8 protein-coding genes are annotated in these 16,231 nt (G+C 64.5%); 1 reads left to right on the forward strand and 7 read right to left on the reverse strand.

The genetic code is table 11. The features are described 5' to 3' along the window. Window positions 1-17 precede the first annotated feature (17 nt). From GWG67_RS28210 to GWG67_RS28225, 4 genes are read right to left on the reverse strand one after another with little or no spacing between them, the layout of a single operon-like run. Window positions 18-3,122, reverse strand: coding sequence for an efflux RND transporter permease subunit (locus GWG67_RS28210; RefSeq protein ID WP_275172605.1), 3,105 nt, complete (start codon window positions 3,120-3,122; stop codon window positions 18-20). Continuing rightward, window positions 3,122-6,271 (reverse strand): efflux RND transporter permease subunit, encoded by a 3,150-nt coding sequence (locus GWG67_RS28215; protein WP_275172606.1) that lies wholly within the window; start codon window positions 6,269-6,271, stop codon window positions 3,122-3,124. Before GWG67_RS28215 ends, GWG67_RS28210 begins: the two co-directional genes overlap by 1 nt. 36 nt (window positions 6,272-6,307) lie before the next feature. Further along, on the reverse strand, window positions 6,308-7,705 hold the full coding sequence (locus tag GWG67_RS28220; RefSeq protein WP_275172607.1) for an efflux RND transporter periplasmic adaptor subunit: 1,398 nt from the start codon (window positions 7,703-7,705) through the stop codon (window positions 6,308-6,310). Further along, window positions 7,695-9,179, reverse strand: a complete 1,485-nt coding sequence (locus tag GWG67_RS28225) for an efflux transporter outer membrane subunit (RefSeq protein WP_275172608.1) — start codon at window positions 9,177-9,179, stop codon at window positions 7,695-7,697. The genes GWG67_RS28220 and GWG67_RS28225 overlap by 11 nt, the downstream gene beginning before the upstream one ends. Before the next feature lie 627 nt (window positions 9,180-9,806). On the opposite strand from GWG67_RS28225, the gene GWG67_RS28230 reads away from it, so the two are divergent. After that, window positions 9,807-10,841, forward strand: a complete 1,035-nt coding sequence (locus GWG67_RS28230) for a cysteine synthase A (RefSeq protein ID WP_275172609.1) — start codon at window positions 9,807-9,809, stop codon at window positions 10,839-10,841. A 22-nt stretch (window positions 10,842-10,863) separates the two neighbouring features. On the opposite strand, the gene GWG67_RS28235 is transcribed toward GWG67_RS28230, so the two are convergent. The 3 genes from GWG67_RS28235 to GWG67_RS28245 all read right to left on the reverse strand — a co-directional run bounded on the left by GWG67_RS28235 (window position 10,864) and on the right by GWG67_RS28245 (window position 16,123). Continuing rightward, window positions 10,864-11,397 (reverse strand): DUF805 domain-containing protein, encoded by a 534-nt coding sequence (locus GWG67_RS28235; RefSeq protein WP_275172610.1) that lies wholly within the window; start codon window positions 11,395-11,397, stop codon window positions 10,864-10,866. Between the two features lie 128 nt (window positions 11,398-11,525). Beyond that, a complete protein-coding gene (locus GWG67_RS28240) occupies window positions 11,526-13,766 on the reverse strand; it encodes a glycosyltransferase family 41 protein (RefSeq protein ID WP_275172611.1) in 2,241 nt (746 codons plus the stop codon). 113 nt (window positions 13,767-13,879) lie between these two features. Continuing rightward, window positions 13,880-16,123 carry a tetratricopeptide repeat protein gene (locus tag GWG67_RS28245; protein ID WP_275172612.1) on the reverse strand — a complete coding sequence of 748 codons (2,244 nt, stop codon included), beginning with the start codon at window positions 16,121-16,123 and terminating at the stop codon, window positions 13,880-13,882. Window positions 16,124-16,231: the final 108 nt, after the last annotated feature.

Below are 16,231 nucleotides of genomic sequence, written 5' to 3' on the forward strand. Positions count from 1 at the left end.
GCGGTTCAACAACCCGCCTATTCCGCCGGCGCGGCCAGCGGGCGCGGCTCGCGGCGCCGCCGCAGGCGGTCGATCAGCAGGTAGATCACGGGCGTGGTGTAGAGCGTCAGGATCTGCGAGACGAACAGCCCGCCGATGATGGTGATGCCGAGCGGACGGCGCAGCTCCGTGCCGGGGCCCGTCGCGACCACCAGCGGAATGCCGGCAAACAGCGCCGCCATGGTCGTCATCAAGATCGGGCGGAAACGCGCCTGGCAGGCCTCGAAGATCGCCTCCGCCGACGACAGGCCGCGCTGGCGCTCGGCATCGAGCGCGAAATCCACCATCATGATGCCGTTCTTCTTGACGATGCCGATCAAGAGGATGATGCCGACGAACGCGATCACCGTCAGTGGCGTGTTGGTGAGCTGCAAGGCCAGCAGCGCGCCGAGGCCCGCCGAGGGCAGCGTCGAGATGATCGTGAGCGGATGGGCGAGGCTCTCGTAGAGCACGCCGAGCACGATATACATCGCCACCAGCGCGCCGAGGATCAGGAGCGGCTGGCGGCCGCTGGTCTTGGCGAAATCGCCGGCATTGCCGTCAAAACTGCCGCGGATGCCTTCCGGCATGTGCAGTTCCTCGACCGCGCGCTGGATGTTCTGCGTTGCGGCCTGGATCTGCACGTCCGGCAACAGATTGAACGATACCGTGGTCGATGGGAACGACTGCGAATGATAGACCGCGAGCGCGGCGAGCCCGCGCGTCGCATGCACCACGGCCGACAGCGGCACCTGCGCGTCGCCCGCTCCGGCGACATAAATGCGTTCGAGGTTGGATGGGTCGACCTGGAATTTCGGGTCGATCTCCAGCACGGTCATGTACTGGTTGCGCTGGGTGTAGATGATCCCGATCTGCCGCTGCGAGAACGCGTTGTTGAGCGCGTTGTCGATATCTTGGACGCGGACGCCGAGTGCCGAGGCCTTCTGGCGGTCGATCGACAAGGTCAGTTGAAGCCCGCCGGGATCGCGGTCGCTGGAGATGTCGGTGATGCCCTCGACGCTCTCCATGCGCTTAGCCACGATCGGCGCCCACTTCTGCAACAGGCCGAGGTCGGTGCTGGTCAGCGTGTACTGGTAGTCGGAATCGCTCTGCCGTCCGCCGGCGCGCACGTCCTGGGCGGCGAACATGAACAGGCGGATGCCGGGCACCGGGTATAACGCCCGCCTGAGGCGGTCGATCACCACCTGCGTCGAGACGTGGTCGCGCTGCTCCGGCGGCTTCAGGCTGATGAACATGGTGCCGCGATTGGACGTCGCGCCGCCCGGCCCGCCGCCGCTGCCGACGGTGGAGCCGATGCCGGCCACCGCTGGATCCTGCATCACGATGTCGGCGAGCCGCTGCTGCAGGCTCAGCATAGACTGGAACGAGATGTCGGCCGAGGCACGTGTCGCGCCGATGACGAAGCCGGAATCGTCGGTCGGGAAATAGCCCTTGGGCACCTTGATATAGAGCGTCACCGTCAACGCAATGGTGGCGAAGAACACCAGCAGCGTCAGCAGCGGATATTCCAGCACGGTGCGCAAGGTGTGGGTGTAAAAAGCGACGATGCGCGACAGCGAGCCCTCGATGATCCGGTCGAACAGGGTCGCCGTGCCGGACGTGGTCTGCCGGATGTAGTGCGCGCAGATCATCGGCGTCACCGTGAGCGACACCAGGGTCGAGACCAGGATGGCGAAGGTCAGCGTCAGCGAGAACTCGCGCAGCAGCCGGCCGACGATGCCGTCCATGAAGATCAGTGGCGTGAAGGCCGCGATCAGCGACAGGCTGATCGACACCACGGTGAAGCCGATCTGCCGGGCGCCGTCCAACGCCGCCTGGAGCGGGCGCATGCCGTGCTCGAGATTGCGGTACATGTTCTCGATCATGACGATGGCGTCGTCGACCACGAAGCCGACGGAGATCGCCAGCGCCATCAGCGACAGATTGTCGATCGAGAAGCCGGCGACCCACATGCCGGCGCAGGTTCCGGCCAGCGCCAGCGGCACGGAGATTCCGGCCGCGATCGTCGGCGTGAGCCGCCGCAGGAACACGAACACGACGACCATCACGAGAATGGCGGTCGCGAACAAGGTCCACTGCATGTCGAGCACGCTGGCGCGGATCGTACTGGTGCGGTCGACCAAGGTGGAGATATCGACGCCGGCCGGGATCCATTGCTTCAGTGCGGGGATCAGCGCCTTCACCCGGTCCACGGTGTCGATGACATTGGCGTCGCCCTGCTTGGTGATTTGGATCAGCACCGCCGGCTGCTTGTTGAACCAGGCAATGGAACGGGCGTTGCGGACGGAGTCCTCGATGTCGGCGACGTCGGCCAGCCGGACGAAATTGCCGTTCGCGCTTTTCATGACGATATCGCGGAACTCTTTCGCGGTCCGCATCTGCCTGTTGAGGGCCAGCGTCTCGCTCTGGCGCTCGCCGTTGAAGATGCCGACCGGACCGAGCGGGTTGGCGTTGATGATCGCGGTCCGCACGTCGTCGGTGGCGATGCCGGCGTTGGACAGCGCGACGGGGTTGAGCTGCACCCGCACTGCGGGCTGATCGGCGCCGCTCACGGTCACGTCGCCGACGCCCGGCACCTGCGAGATACGCTGCGCCAGAACCGTATCGGCGACGTCGTAAATCGCGCTCGCCGACAGCGTCTTCGAGGTCAGCGCCAGCACGAATACGGGAGCGCCGGCAGTGTTGGCCTTGCGGAACCGCGGCAGCGTCGGCAAATCGCTCGGCAGATCGACCAGCGATGCGTTGATCGCCGCCTGCACGTCGCGCGCGGCCTTGTCGATGTTGCGGCCGATGTCGAACTGGAGCTGGATGTTGGTCGTGCCGAGCGACGAGGTCGAGGTGATCTGGTTGATGCCCGATATCTCGCCAAGCCGCCGCTCCAATGGCGAGGCGACCGTGGCGGCCATCACGGACGGATCGGCGCCGGGACGGCTGGCGGAAACGAAGATGGCGGGGAAATCGACGTTCGGGACCGAGGCCACCGGCAGGAACTCGTAGGCCACGATGCCCAGCAGGAACAACCCGATCGACAGCAGCGTGGTCGCGACCGGGCGCCGGATGAAGGGCTCCGAGATCGATGCCATCACTGCATCCCCTCGGTCGCGCCCGCGACGGGTGGCCCGCCGGATTCCGCCGGCGGCAGCGCCTGTTCGAGGCGGCGGTTGATGCGGTCGAGTGCGAGGTAGATTACCGGCGTGGTGTAGAGCGTGAGCAATTGGCTGAGCAGCAGGCCGCCGATGATGGAGATGCCGAGGGGGAAGCGCAGCTCGGCGCCGGTGCCGCTCTCGATCGCCAGCGGCAGCGCGCCGAACAGCGCGGCCAGCGTCGTCATCATGATCGGGCGGAAGCGCAGGAGACAAGCCTGCACGATCGCCTCATGCGGCGGCATGCCTTGATTGCGCTCCGCGTCCAGAGCGAAGTCGATCATCATGATCGCGTTCTTCTTGACGATGCCCATCAGCAGGATGATGCCGATCAGCCCGATCACCGAGAGATCCTGCCCGCACAGCATCAGCGCCAGGATGGCGCCGACGCCGGCCGAAGGCAGTGTCGAGAGGATCGTGATCGGATGGATGTAGCTCTCGTAGAGCACGCCGAGCACGATATAGATCGTGATCACCGCGGCCAGCAGCAGCCAGGGCTGGCCGGCGAGCGCCTTGGCGAATTCGGCGGCGTCGCCGGCATAGACGCCAACGATGCTGTTGGGCATCCCGATCCGGGTCTCGATGGTCTTCACAGCCTCGACGGCATCGCCGAGCGCCGCGCCCGGCGCGAGGTTGAAGCTGAGCGAGATCGACGGGAATTGCGCCTGGTGCGAAATCGCAAGAGGCGCGGTGGTGCGGGTCAGCGTCGCCACGGCGGAGAGCGGCACCTGTGCGTTGGGCGCGCCGGCGGTCGCGCTCGCCGCGCCCGGCAGATAAAGCTTCGACAGGATCGAGGGATCGCGCTGGTACATCGGCAGCGCTTCCAGCACCACGCGGTACTGGTTGGCCTGGCCGTAGATGGTCGAGATCTGACGCTGCGCGAAGGCGTCGTTGAGCGTGTCGGTGATGCCTTGGAGGCTGACGCCGAGCTGGCCGGCGCGCGTGCGGTCGACCGTGAGCTGCGCCCGCAGACCGCCTTCCTGCGCCTCCGAGGAGACGTCGCGGAACAGCGGATCGCGCCGCATCTCGGCAACCAGCTTGCGCGCCCATTCCGACACCAGGGCGGCGTCGGTGCCGGTCAGCGTATACTGGTATTGCGAGCGGCTCGACTGGGTCGAGATCTGCACGTCCTGCACCGGCTGGAAGTAGACCGTCATGCCGGGGATGGCGGCCACCCGCTCCTTCAGCCGGTTGATGACGATGCTGACATCGTCGCGCCGCTCGCCTCGCGGTTTCAGCGTCATGACAAGACGGCCGACATTGGTGGTCGGATTGACCGAGCCTGCACCGATCACAGAGACCACGCCTGTTACATCGGGGTCGGCCTTGATGGCGTCGGCCGCCGCGGCCTGCCGCTTCTGCATTTCCGCGAACGAGACGTCGGGACCGGCTTCCGTCACCGCCGTAATCGAGGCGGTGTCCTGCAGCGGCAGGAAGCCCTTTGGCGCCACGACATAGAGCGCCAGCGTCGCAATCAGCGTGGCGAAGGTGACGACTAGCGTCGCGCGCTGGCGCTCCAGCACCCAGAGCAGCGTGCGGTGATAGAACTCGACGGTGCGATCGATGAAGCGGCTGACCGCGGCCAGACCCGGCACCGCCAGCTCTTCATGGGCATGCTTGAGCAGACGCGAGCACATCATCGGCGTCAGCGTCAGCGAGACCACGGCGGAGGTCACGACCGCGATCGTCAGCGTCAGCGCGAATTCGCGGAACATGCGGCCCACGAGGCCCGACATGAACAGCAGCGGGATGAACACCGCGATCAGCGACACCGTCAACGAGATCACGGTGAAGCCGATCTCGCTAGCGCCCTTCAGCGAAGCCTCCATCGCGCTGTCGCCGTTTTCCATGTGGCGGACGATGTTCTCGATCATCACGATGGCGTCGTCGACGACGAAGCCGGTGCCGATGGTGAGCGCCATCAGCGACAGATTGTCGAGGCTGAAACCGGCGAAATACATGATGCCGAAGCTGGTGATCAGCGACAGCGGCAATGCCACGCCGGCGATCAGCGTGGCGCGCAGCGAACGCAGGAACAGCAGCACCACCAGCGTCACCAGCACGACGCTCAGGATCAGCGTGAACTGCACGTCGCGGACTGAGGCGCGGATGGTGACGGTGCGGTCGGAGACGATGGTCAGGTTCACGCCGGCCGGAATAGCGCGCTGGACCTTTGGGATTTCCGCGCGGATCTGGCTGACGACGTCGATCACATTGGCGCCGGGCTGACGCTGGATGTCGATGATGACGGCGGGCGAGCCCTGGTACCAGCCGCCGGTGCGGTCGTTCTCGAGGCCGTCGACGATCTGGGCGACGTCGGCAATCGTAACCGGCGAGCCGTTACGGTAGGCGATGATGACAGGCTTGTAGGCGTCGGCGGCAGCGATCTGGTCGTTGGCGGCGATGATGTAGGATTGCTGCGCGCCGTCGAGCGAGCCTTTCGGCCCCGACACGTTGGCATTGGCAATCGCGGTGCGCAGGTCTTCCATGGCGATGCCATAGGCAGCTAACCGCGCGAGATCCGCCTGGATGCGGACGGCCGGCTTCAGTCCGCCGAGCACAGAGACGCGCCCGACGCCGGAAATCTGGCTCAGCCGCTGCGCCAGAAGCGTGTCGGCGATGTCGCTCATCGCCCGCAACGAGATCGTGTCGGAGCGCAGCGCCAATGTCATCACCGGCGCATCGGCCGGGTTCACCTTGGCGTAGGTCGGCGGATAAGGCAGCGTCTTCGGCAGCACGCCGGCCGCGGCATTGATCGCGGCCTGGACGTCCTGGGTCGCGCCGTCGATGTCGCGGTTGAGATCGAACTGGAGCGAGATCTGGCTGACGCCGAACGAGCTCGTCGAGTTCATCGCCGACAGCGACGGGATCTGGCCGAGTTGCCGCTCCAGCGGCGCGGTGATCAGCGAGGCGATCACGTCGGGGCTCGCGCCGGGCAATTGCGTCGTCACCTGCACGGTCGGGAAATCGACCTGCGGCAGTGCAGACACCGGCAGCGCGAAATAGCCGAGCAGTCCCCCGATCAGAAGCGCGATGCCGAGCAACGAGGTCGCGATCGGCCGTCGGATGAAGGGTTCGGAGACGCCCATGGGATACGCCTGCCGCTCAGGCGGCTGTTGTCGGGATCATGGCTGCTTGGCTCCACTTCCCGATGCACCCGGCCCTGGTGCCGGTCCGGTCTGGCCCTTCTGGTCGCCTTCGCTGCTCTTGCGTTTGGCGCGGAACTCGCCGTCCTTATCTTGTCCGTCCTTCTGGCCGTCTTTTGCGCCCTCCTTCTTCTGGCCATCCGGCCCGCGCGAGCGCTTGCGCGGCGCGAGATCGGCCGAAGGGGTCTGGTCGTCGCGGCCGATGACCACTTTGGAACCGTCAGACAAATTAGCAAAGCCGGTGGTGACGACCTTGTCGGTCGCCGAGAGGCCGCTGGCGATGACCGCGTCATGCTCGTTCTGTTGCGTCACCGTCACCGGCTTGGCCGAGACGATGTTATCCTCGCCGATGACATAGCTGAAGGTGCCGATCGGTCCGCGCTGCACGGCTGAGGTCGGCACCACCAGCGCCTGCGTCAAGGTCTCGACCTTGAGGCGGACATTGACGAACTGGCCCGGCCAGAGCTGGTAATTGGCGTTGGGGAATTCGGCCTTGAGCCTGAGCGTGCCCGTGGTCTGGTCGACCTGGTTGTCGATGCCGGTGAGCTTTCCGGTGTCGATCACGGTGAGGCCGTCATTGCCGAAGACGTCCACCGCGAGCGTGCCCTTCGACGCGGCGGCATTGACGCGCATGATCTGCTGCTGCGGCAGGCTGAACCACACCGCGATCGGCTGCAATTGCGTGATCACCACGAGGCCGGTGGTGTCTGAGGCGTGGATGATGTTGCCCTGATCGACCTGGCGCAGGCCGGCGCGGCCCGAGATCGGCGCCACGATCTTGGTGTAGCTCAGCGTCGCCGCCGCATTGTCAATCGCGGCCTGGTCGGCCTTGACCAGCGCCTCGGTCTGAGCGACCAGCGCGCGCTGGGTGTCCGCCTGCTGCTTGGATCCGGCATTGGAGGCAGCTAACTGCTCGTAGCGCGTGAGGTCGATACGCTGGTTGGCGAGCTGGGCCTGGTCCTGCGCCTTCTTGGCAACCGCCTGATCGTACGTCGCCTGGTAGAGCGCCGGGTCGATCTCACCGACCACGTCACCTTTCTTGACGTCCTGTCCCTCGGTGAAATTGACCGCGATCAGCTTGCCGTCGACCTGTGAGCGGACGGTCACGGTGTTGAGTGCGCGGATCGCGCCGACGCCGTCGAGATAAACGGGAACGTCCTGGATGCGGGGTGTCGCCGCCAGCACCGGCACCGGCAGATCGGGCCGCTGGTTGCGGCCGTTCGCCTGCTGCGGCTGCTGGTGCCAAGTGGTCCAGCCGTAGTAGCCAAGCCCGCCGAGGATCGCCAGCGTGATCAGGGTCATGACGAAGCCGCGCCCGCGCGATTTCTTCGCCGTTCCCTCCTTCGCGCCTCGCTTCGTATCCGGCTTAAAGAGCATTGACCGGTTTCTCCATCCTCGGCTCCCAGCCGCCGCCGAGCGCCTGATACAGGCTGACGATAGCAAGAAGGCGGGCAAGTTGCGCCTGCGACAGCGCGTCTTCCGCCTGGAACAGGGTCAGTTGCGTATTGAGCACGGTGACGATGTCGGCGGTGCCGGCGCGCAATTGCTGCTCGGAAAGATCGAAGGCGCGGCGGGAGGCATTGAGGACGTCACGCTGCAATTGCAGCCTGATCGTGGTCTGCTTGATCGAGAACAGCGCATTGTCGACATCGGCAAAGGACTGGATGATGGTCTTGCGGTAGGTCTGCAGCAGTTCGTCCTGCCGCGCCTTGGCGAATTCGAAATTGCCGAGGATCCTGCCGCCGTCGAAGATCGGCTGCGTCGCGCTGCCGACGAGCTGGAAGAACGCCGCATGCGGCTGGAACAGCGAGACCAGGGCCGCGCTCTGATAGCCGCCATTGCCGGTGAGCTGGATGGTCGGAAAGAACTGCGCGCGGGCATTGCCGACGTTCGCGGTGGCGGAAGCAAGTTGTGCCTCCTGCCGCCGAATGTCGGGCCGCTGTGTCAGGAGCTCCGACGGCAGGCCGGGCGTCACGCGGGGTATAGCGATCCGGTTCAGCGAGCCCCCGAGCACGCGCACGCTCTCCGGCGGCCGCGACACCAGGACCGCAAGCGCATTGACGTTCTGGTCGAGCGTCTGGCGCAGCGGCGGCACCAGGGCCTTCTGGTTTGCGAGCACGCTCTCCTGCTGGGCAACGTCGAGATCGGTGCCGGTGCCGGCCTTGCGCCGTTCCCTGACGGCATCGAGGATGCGTTGCGCGCTCGCGATGTTGCGCTGTGAGGTCCGGATGCGATCCTGCGAGGCCAGCACCTGGAAGTAAGCGTTAGCGACGCCTGCAAGCGTGGTCAGCGCAACGACGTCGCGATCGAAGCGGTTGGCATTTGCCGTCTCTTCCGCCGTTTGCAAGGCGTCCCGATTCTGCCCCCAGAAATCGAGCTGGTAGCTCGCGCTCAGCGAAGCCTGGTAGTTGACGACCTCACGGCCGCCATTGGTGAGCCCCGAGGCGGAGGATCCGGAGGTGCGCGAATAGGCCTCCTGCCCGGTGCCGGAAAGGCTCGGCAGCAGCGCCGCACCTGCCTGCCGCGCCTGGGCGTCGGCTTGGACGATGCGCGAAACGGCGGCGGCAATGTCGAGGTTGACGGTCTGCGCCTCTTCCATCAGCTGTGTCAGCTCCGCGGAGCGGAAGCTGCGCCACCAATCAAGCGACGGCGGCGCATCCGCCTTGCCCGCGTATTTGTACTGCGTGGGAACATCGAGCGCGGGATCAGGAAGATCCTGCGTCAGCACGCAGGCGCCCGAACCCGCGGCGAGGCAAGCGACTGCAAACCAGCGCGCCGCACGTCGCGTCCGGGACGTGGCACCTGGAGACCGCCGCACGGCGATCGCAGGAACATCCTGTGTCACACACACCCCCCGCCGGGCAGATCGAGCCGCCACCGCGCAGCGGGAGTAACCGATTCGCGGCGCGGCCGTCGGGAGGCTTTGGACAACTCGTTCACAGCGGTGATGCTTTCTGCGGAACCTGACACCTATCCTAGCCGGGCGCGCAACTGCGGGACAGTCCCGCAGTTGCGAGATGGCCCCCAAAGCACCGCGATCTCAGAACTTAGAAAATGCAAAAGGGTACTGTCCTGCAGGACTTTCTTCGATTTCAGGGCTATTTCAGAGTGCGTTCAAGCTTACCAAGATTTCATGTGATATTGCCGCCACACCGACGCCAGTCCCTTCAATCCGCCTGCACCCCTCGCGATGTAGCTTCAGCCCCATCTCGAAACCGACGCGACGCCTCACGTCCATGGCGAAGGGATGCTGGCGACGGCCTTATCTTCCATGTTTTGGCAGAGGCTGGCCACATCCTCCTAGCGATATCCCGCGGCGTAGCACAGCAGCAGCATCGGCGATCTCTCCTTCCAAATTTTCACTGCTTACCGGCATTTTCGCCAGTTTCGCCGCAGCGCAAAAGCCTTCCCCTTTGACCGCGCAAGCACTAGGTTCTGGCCAACCTGATCAACCCCTTTGCCAGTGATTTCCCCTGAGATGACCATCAAAAACGACGTTGTCGAAGCCATCGGCAACACTCCGCTGATCAAGCTCAAGCGCGCTTCCGAACTGACCGGCTGCACCATCCTGGGCAAGGCCGAGTTCATGAATCCCGGCCAGTCGGTGAAGGATCGCGCCGGCAAATGGATGATCCTGGAGGCCGAGAAGCGCGGCGAGCTCAAGCCCGGCGGTCTCGTGGTGGAATCGACCGCCGGCAATACCGGCATCGGCCTTGCTGTCGTGGCCAGCGCGCGCGGCTACCGCACGCTGATCGTGATCCCGGAGACGCAGAGCCAGGAGAAGAAGGATTTTCTGAAACTGTGCGGCGCCGAGCTGCTGGAATCGCCGGCCCTGCCCTATTCCAATCCGAACAACTACCAGCATGTCGGCCGCCGTCTTGCCGACGAGTTGCGCAAGACCGAGCCCAACGGCGTGCTGTTTGCCGACCAATGGAACAACCTCGACAATGCGAAGGCGCATTACGAGTCCACAGGGCCCGAGATCTGGGAACAGACCGGCGGCAAGATCGACGGTTTCGTCTGCTCCGTGGGCAGCGGCGGCACGCTGGCCGGCACCAGCCGCTTCCTGAAAGAGAAGAGCAAGGACATCAGGATCGCCTGCGCGGATCCGCATGGCGCCGGCATGTATGAATACTTCAGAACGGGCGATGCCAAGGCGACGCCGGGCGGCTCGATCACCGAGGGCATCGGCCTCAACCGGGCGACCGCAATCGTCGAGAGCGCAAAGGTCGATGACGCCTATCTCATTCCCGATGCCGAAGCGGTCACGGTGATCTACGAACTGCTCCAGCACGAAGGCCTCTGCCTCGGCGGCTCGACCGGCATCAACGTTGCCGGCGCGATGCGTCTCGCAAAACAGCTCGGGCCCGGCAAGACGATCGTCACCGTGCTCTGCGATTCCGGCAGCCGTTACCAGTCGAAGCTGTTCAACGCCGACTTCATGCGCGCCAAGAGCCTTCCGGTGCCGGAATGGCTGGAGAAGCGCAGCAACATCAAGCTGCCGTTCGTATAGAACGTTTCCGGAAGCCGGCCGTCTAGCTCCAGTTCGAGCGAGACGATCCCTGCGACACCCGCGCGAGACGCTCGTTCGATAGCGAAGGCTTGATCGCGCGCGTGCGCGGCGGGACGGGAGCGCCGTAGGAGCCTTCGCTGTCGCCGCTCGGCCAGAACACGAGCGCGAGCATCAGCGCGAGGTTGACGAGCGCGCCGACCGCCGTTGCCTGGTGCTCCTGCCCGATCGCCCAAGCCGGAAACCGACCCGCCACGACATGGTCGACGATCATGAGCGCGAACCAGGCAGGCACCACGCAGACCGGATCCCAGCCGATGTCGCGGATGCGCATCGATTGCAGCGTGAAGGTCGCAACTCCGAAGAAGACGATCGCGGCGATCATCGCCCAACTCTTGGTGAGGTCTTCAGGTCGGATCGCGCCGGGCGAGGTGTTGTTCAGCACGGCCATTGCGATTGCAAAGCAGATCGCCGTCATCACGATCGCAAGCGCGACCGTGGCGAGGAAGAAATGCAATCGCCCGAGCCGGGCGTTTAAGCCGAATACGAAACCGAGCATTGGCACACCCTTTTTGGTATATATGCCCAGACATAGCTTTCGGAGCCATGAACCGGCACGGCCGCGCGCCGGCGCATGGTTTCCGGAGGACTAACCTGACCTTCGCAATTTGGGGCCTGCAGGCAGAGTCAGGCGCCCTCGCCGCCTTCCGAGGCCACAGCACAATAGTCGCGCCAGAACCGGCGGTAAGCCGCTTCGACCTCGCGCGTGTAGATCTCGACATTGCCGGCCGGGGACGCGGCGATCCGGGCCGGCAACTCCGCGCGCAACTTCGCCAGATGCGCCGGCTGCGCCGCATATTTGCAGGCGACCGCAGCATAGCCCTCGTCATCCGCGGCGACCCAGTCGTCGAGACCGACCGCCGCCACGATCGAACCGCCGGCACGCGATGAGGCGCCGTTGCCGAGCTTGGCGACGACCGGAACACCCGCATAGAGCGATTCCCAGGTGCTCACGCCGCCGTTTTGCGGGAACGTGTCGAGCGATATGTCGACCTTCGCAAACGCCCGCAGGTGCTCGTGGCGCGGCGTCGAGCCCAGGCAAGTGACATTCTCCTCGGCAATACCCTGTGCCACGAAACGTGCGACCAAATTGTCGCGCAGCATGGGATCATCCAGCAGCGTATGCTTGATGATGATCTTCGAACCCGTCACCTCGCGCATCACTTTCGACCAGACCCGGATGGCCTCGTCCGAGATCTTGTAGATGCGGTTGAACACGCCGAAGGTCACATAACCGTTGCGGAGCATGGGAGGCTCCGATGCAGGTAGATCCAAAATGGGATCGATCGTGATCAGGCACGGCAGGTCGTAGACCTTCTCAGCCAGCAGATGGCGCGCCGATTGCGGAATGAAGATGGGATCCGCGAGCACGTGGTCCATGGTCTGAAGGCCGGTGCCCGTGGCATGGCCAAACCCCGAGACTTGGATCGGGGCCGGCTTGCGGGCGAAAACATGCAGCCTATTGCCGGTCGTATGCCCGGACACGTCGATCAGGATATCGACCTTGTCGGCCTGAATGCGATCGGCGAGTTCGTCATCGGAAAGCCGCCAGGCGTCGACCCAGACGTCCGCCGAGGACCTGAATGCGGCGGTCATCTCATCTCTTACCGGCGAGCACGAATAGCAGACGATCTCGAATTTGGCGTGATCATGACGACTAAGCACCGGTAACAGGGTGAACCCCGCCGAGTGGTACCAAAATTCGGCAGCCACATAGCCAACCACGATCCGCCGGTCGGGATCGAGCTGCCGCGGGGCAAGAGTTCGTCGCGGCGACTTCGAGCCGATTGCGTCCCACCACTGCTTTCGTGCGGCCTGCTGAACCGCGAAATCGGCTTCGGAGAGATAGTCGAGAAAGAAGATCTTCCGCCCGATCAAGGCGGCATCCGGCGCAATGGCCAGCGCCGCATCGAGAAGCTCGACCGCCGATGCGATCTCTCCCTGGTTTGCAAAACAAGCGCTCAGCAGCGCCATCGCGATCGCAGAGCGTGGATATTCCTCCAGCAACGTGGTGCAGGCCAGAATCGCTTGCGCCGTATTTCCCATGGCGAGCGCGACTTGTGCCTTCCCCTGCAAGGCCACTTCGAGTTTGGGCGCAAGCGCAAGGGCCGCGTCAAAATCCGCCGCCGCCTGCTCCAACCTCGACGTCTCAAGATTGAGCCGTCCACGGTTCGCCAGGATCTTCGCCGAGCCCGGCCTGATCGCGAGCGCCGCCTCCAGCGCGCCTTTGGCCTCGTCGAAGTTCTTGAGCTCGATATTGACCAAACCTTTGCCGACGAGTGCTTCCACGTTTCGCGGCTGAAACAACAGTGCGCGTTCCAAGCTCTGTTTGGCGCGATCAAGCTGGCGCAGCGCAAGCTCTGCCAGGCCGCGATTGCAGAGCGCATCGGCATGATCGGGCTTCAGCCCGATCGCGCGATCGTACATTTCGATGGCCTGCTCGACGCGGTCCAGGTGCAACAAGGTATTGCCGAGGTTGGCCAAGGCCATGGGGAAGCTCGGCTTCAACGCGATGGCCCGCTCCAGGGATGTACGCGCGTCCTCGTATTCCCCAAGTGCGAAATGCGTGGCTCCCAAATCGGAAAAAGCCTGTGCCGAGCGTGGGTCGACTGTCACGGCATATTTGAGGGCCTGTTTCGCTGCCTCGAAGTGTCGGCTCGCGAACGCGCCCAAGCCAAGCAGGTGCAAGGCCCCGAAATGCTCCGGAAGTTCATTCAGGATCTGGCGGCAGAGTGTCTCCGTCTCCGCATACCGGCCCTGGCCATAGGCCGCATTCGCGGTCGAGATGATCGCGTCCGCCTGCTTCTTCAATTTCTTCTGCAACCGCGCGTTCTGAAACGCGCGCGCGCCGGCGCCGCTGCTCTGCAAGGATTCTCTCCGGAGGATGCCCGGGAGGATTCTAGCTGATTCGCGGCCAGGGCCGGCCGGTTTAGGCGACCCGGCAATCCCCGGAAGATGCCGGTGCTCGACGCAGGCCTCGCCTACGCAACGTCGACGTCATTCGAGGCGGCGGCACAATAGTCGCGCCAGAACTGGCGGTAACCGGCTTCGAGCTCGCGCGTGTAGATCTCGACATTGCCGGCGGGCGAAGCCGCGATCCGGGCCGGCAATTCCGCGCGCAATTTCGCCAGATGCTCGGGCTGTGACGCAAACCTGCGGGCGATCTCGACATAGCCATCGTCATCCTCGGCCACCCAGTCGCCGAGGCCGACGGCAGTCACGATAGAGGCGCCGGCACGCGAGGAGGCACCGATGCCGAGCTTGGCCACGACGGGGACGCCCTTGTAGAGAGATTCCCAGGTGCTGATGCCGCCATTTTGCGGGAACGTGTCGAGGGAAATATCGACCTGGGCGAAAGCCGCCAGATGGTCGTCGCGCGAGGTGGTGCCGAGGCAGGTGATGTTCTCCTCGATAACGCCCTGCGCCAGGAAACGCGCGATCAGGCTATCGCGCAGCAGGGGATCATCGAGCAGACCATGCTTGAGGATGATCTTCGATCCCGGCAGCTCCCGCATGATGCGTGTCCACGCACGGATCGCATCATCCGATATTTTGTAGATGCGGTTGAACACGCCGAAGGTGACGTAGCCATTGCGGAGCATCGGCAGCTCGGAAGGCTGCAGATCCGAGACGGGTTCAATCGTGATCAGGCACGGCAGATCGTGGATTTTCTCGGCAAACAAATGCCGAACCGAGGGCGGAATGAAAATGGGATCCGCGAGCACGTAGTCCATCGTCGGCATGCCCGTGCCCGTCGCGTGTCCGAAGCCAGTGGCCTGGATCGGGGCCGGCTTGCGCGCGAAACACTGCAGCCTGTTACCGGTCGTGTGGCCCGAAACGTCGATCAGGATGTCGACATTGTCGGCCTGAATACGATCGGCGAGTTCGTCGTCCGAAAGCCCCCAGGCATCGACCCAGACGTCGGCCAATGATTTGAACATGGCAGTGTACTCGTCAGCGCCCGGCCAAGAGTAGTAGCAGATGATTTCAAATTTGGTGTGATCATGATGGCGCAGCACCGGCAGCAGCGTGAGCCCCGCGGAGTGCTGTCGGAATTCGGCAGCGACATAGCCGACCACGATCCGCTTTTCCGGATCCAGCGGCCGCTTCGGCAGCTCCCTTCGCGGCTGCTTGGAGCCGATCTGGTCCCACCAGGATTTTCGCACCGCCTGCTGGACCACAAAATCGGCCTCGGCGCGGTAGTCCTCCAGGAAGATCTTTCCTCTGATCGCATCCCCATAGTCCGGCCGGACCGCCAGCGCGCGATCGAGATATTCGATCGCGGCGTCCATGTCCCCCTGGTTCGAATAGGAGAAGCCCATCAGCGCCAGCCCTGTCTCCGAGCGCGGATTGTGCTCGATCAAAGCCGCTGCGGCTGCCATTCCCTGCGCCGTCCTTCCCATCACGAGACAGGTCTGGGCCTTCCCTCGGAGGGCCAGTTCAAGCTTGGGGGAAATCGCAAGCGCCGCCTCGAAATCCGCAAGCGCCGGCTCCAGGCGCTGCAGTTCGTAACTGAGCCGCCCGCGCTGGGCCAGGATCCGCGGCGAGCCGGGCTTGATCGCCAGCGCCGTGGCAAGCTTGGCCGCCGCCTCGTCGTGGTGCCGCAGCTCCATGCTGACCATGCCGCTGCCGACGATGGCCTCGGCGTGACGGGGCTGAAACAGCAGGGCGCGGTCAAAGCTTTCCTTGGCGCGCATGATCTGTCCAAGCACAATCTCGATCATGCCGCGATTGCAGAACGCGTCGGCATAATCCGGCTTGATCTTGATGGCGCGCTCGTGCAGCTCGAGCGCCTGTTCGTACTGGCCCAGATGCATCAGCGTGTTGCCGAGATTGGTCAGCGCCACCGCAAAATTCGGCTTTAGCGCGATGGCCCTCTCCTGGCACCGCCGCGCCGCCTCGTAATTGCCGAGGTCGAAATGCACGGTCGCGAGGTTGTTGTGGGCATCATGCAGGCGCGGTTCGAGCGCAATCACGCGCTCGAGCAGCTGTTGCGCCTCCTCTAGGCGGCGGCCGTCATGCGCGCACATGCCGAGCAGGTGCATCGCGTCGACATGATCGGGCAGCGCTTTCAGGATATCCCGGCAGAGTGCTTCGGTCTCAGCGTATCGGCCCTGGCCATAAGCGGTAGCCGCGGCGGAGAGGACGGCATCCGCCTGTTTCATCAATTTCTTCTGCAATCGCGCGTTCTGGAATGCGCGCGCGCCGCCGCCGCTGCTCTGCAAGGTGTCTCTCCGGAGGATGGCCCGGGGCGAGTCTAGCTGATTCGCGAGCCCGACCTGCGGTCAGCTGGCGCGGCGACACCCCGGGATTTCCCGGGGCTCAGCGGCCCG

The organism is Bradyrhizobium sp. CSS354 (genome assembly GCF_029051725.1).
Classification (GTDB): domain Bacteria; phylum Pseudomonadota; class Alphaproteobacteria; order Rhizobiales; family Xanthobacteraceae; genus Bradyrhizobium.

Coding starts and splice junctions, on each gene's coding strand:
- GWG67_RS28210 (WP_275172605.1), bottom strand. CDS start 3,122: ATGGCATCGATCTCGGAGCCCTTCATCCGGCGCCCGGTCGCGACCACG.
- GWG67_RS28215 (WP_275172606.1), bottom strand. CDS start 6,271: ATGGGCGTCTCCGAACCCTTCATCCGACGGCCGATCGCGACCTCGTTG.
- GWG67_RS28220 (WP_275172607.1), bottom strand. CDS start 7,705: ATGCTCTTTAAGCCGGATACGAAGCGAGGCGCGAAGGAGGGAACGGCG.
- GWG67_RS28230 (WP_275172609.1), top strand. CDS start 9,807: ATGACCATCAAAAACGACGTTGTCGAAGCCATCGGCAACACTCCGCTG.
- GWG67_RS28235 (WP_275172610.1), bottom strand. CDS start 11,397: ATGCTCGGTTTCGTATTCGGCTTAAACGCCCGGCTCGGGCGATTGCAT.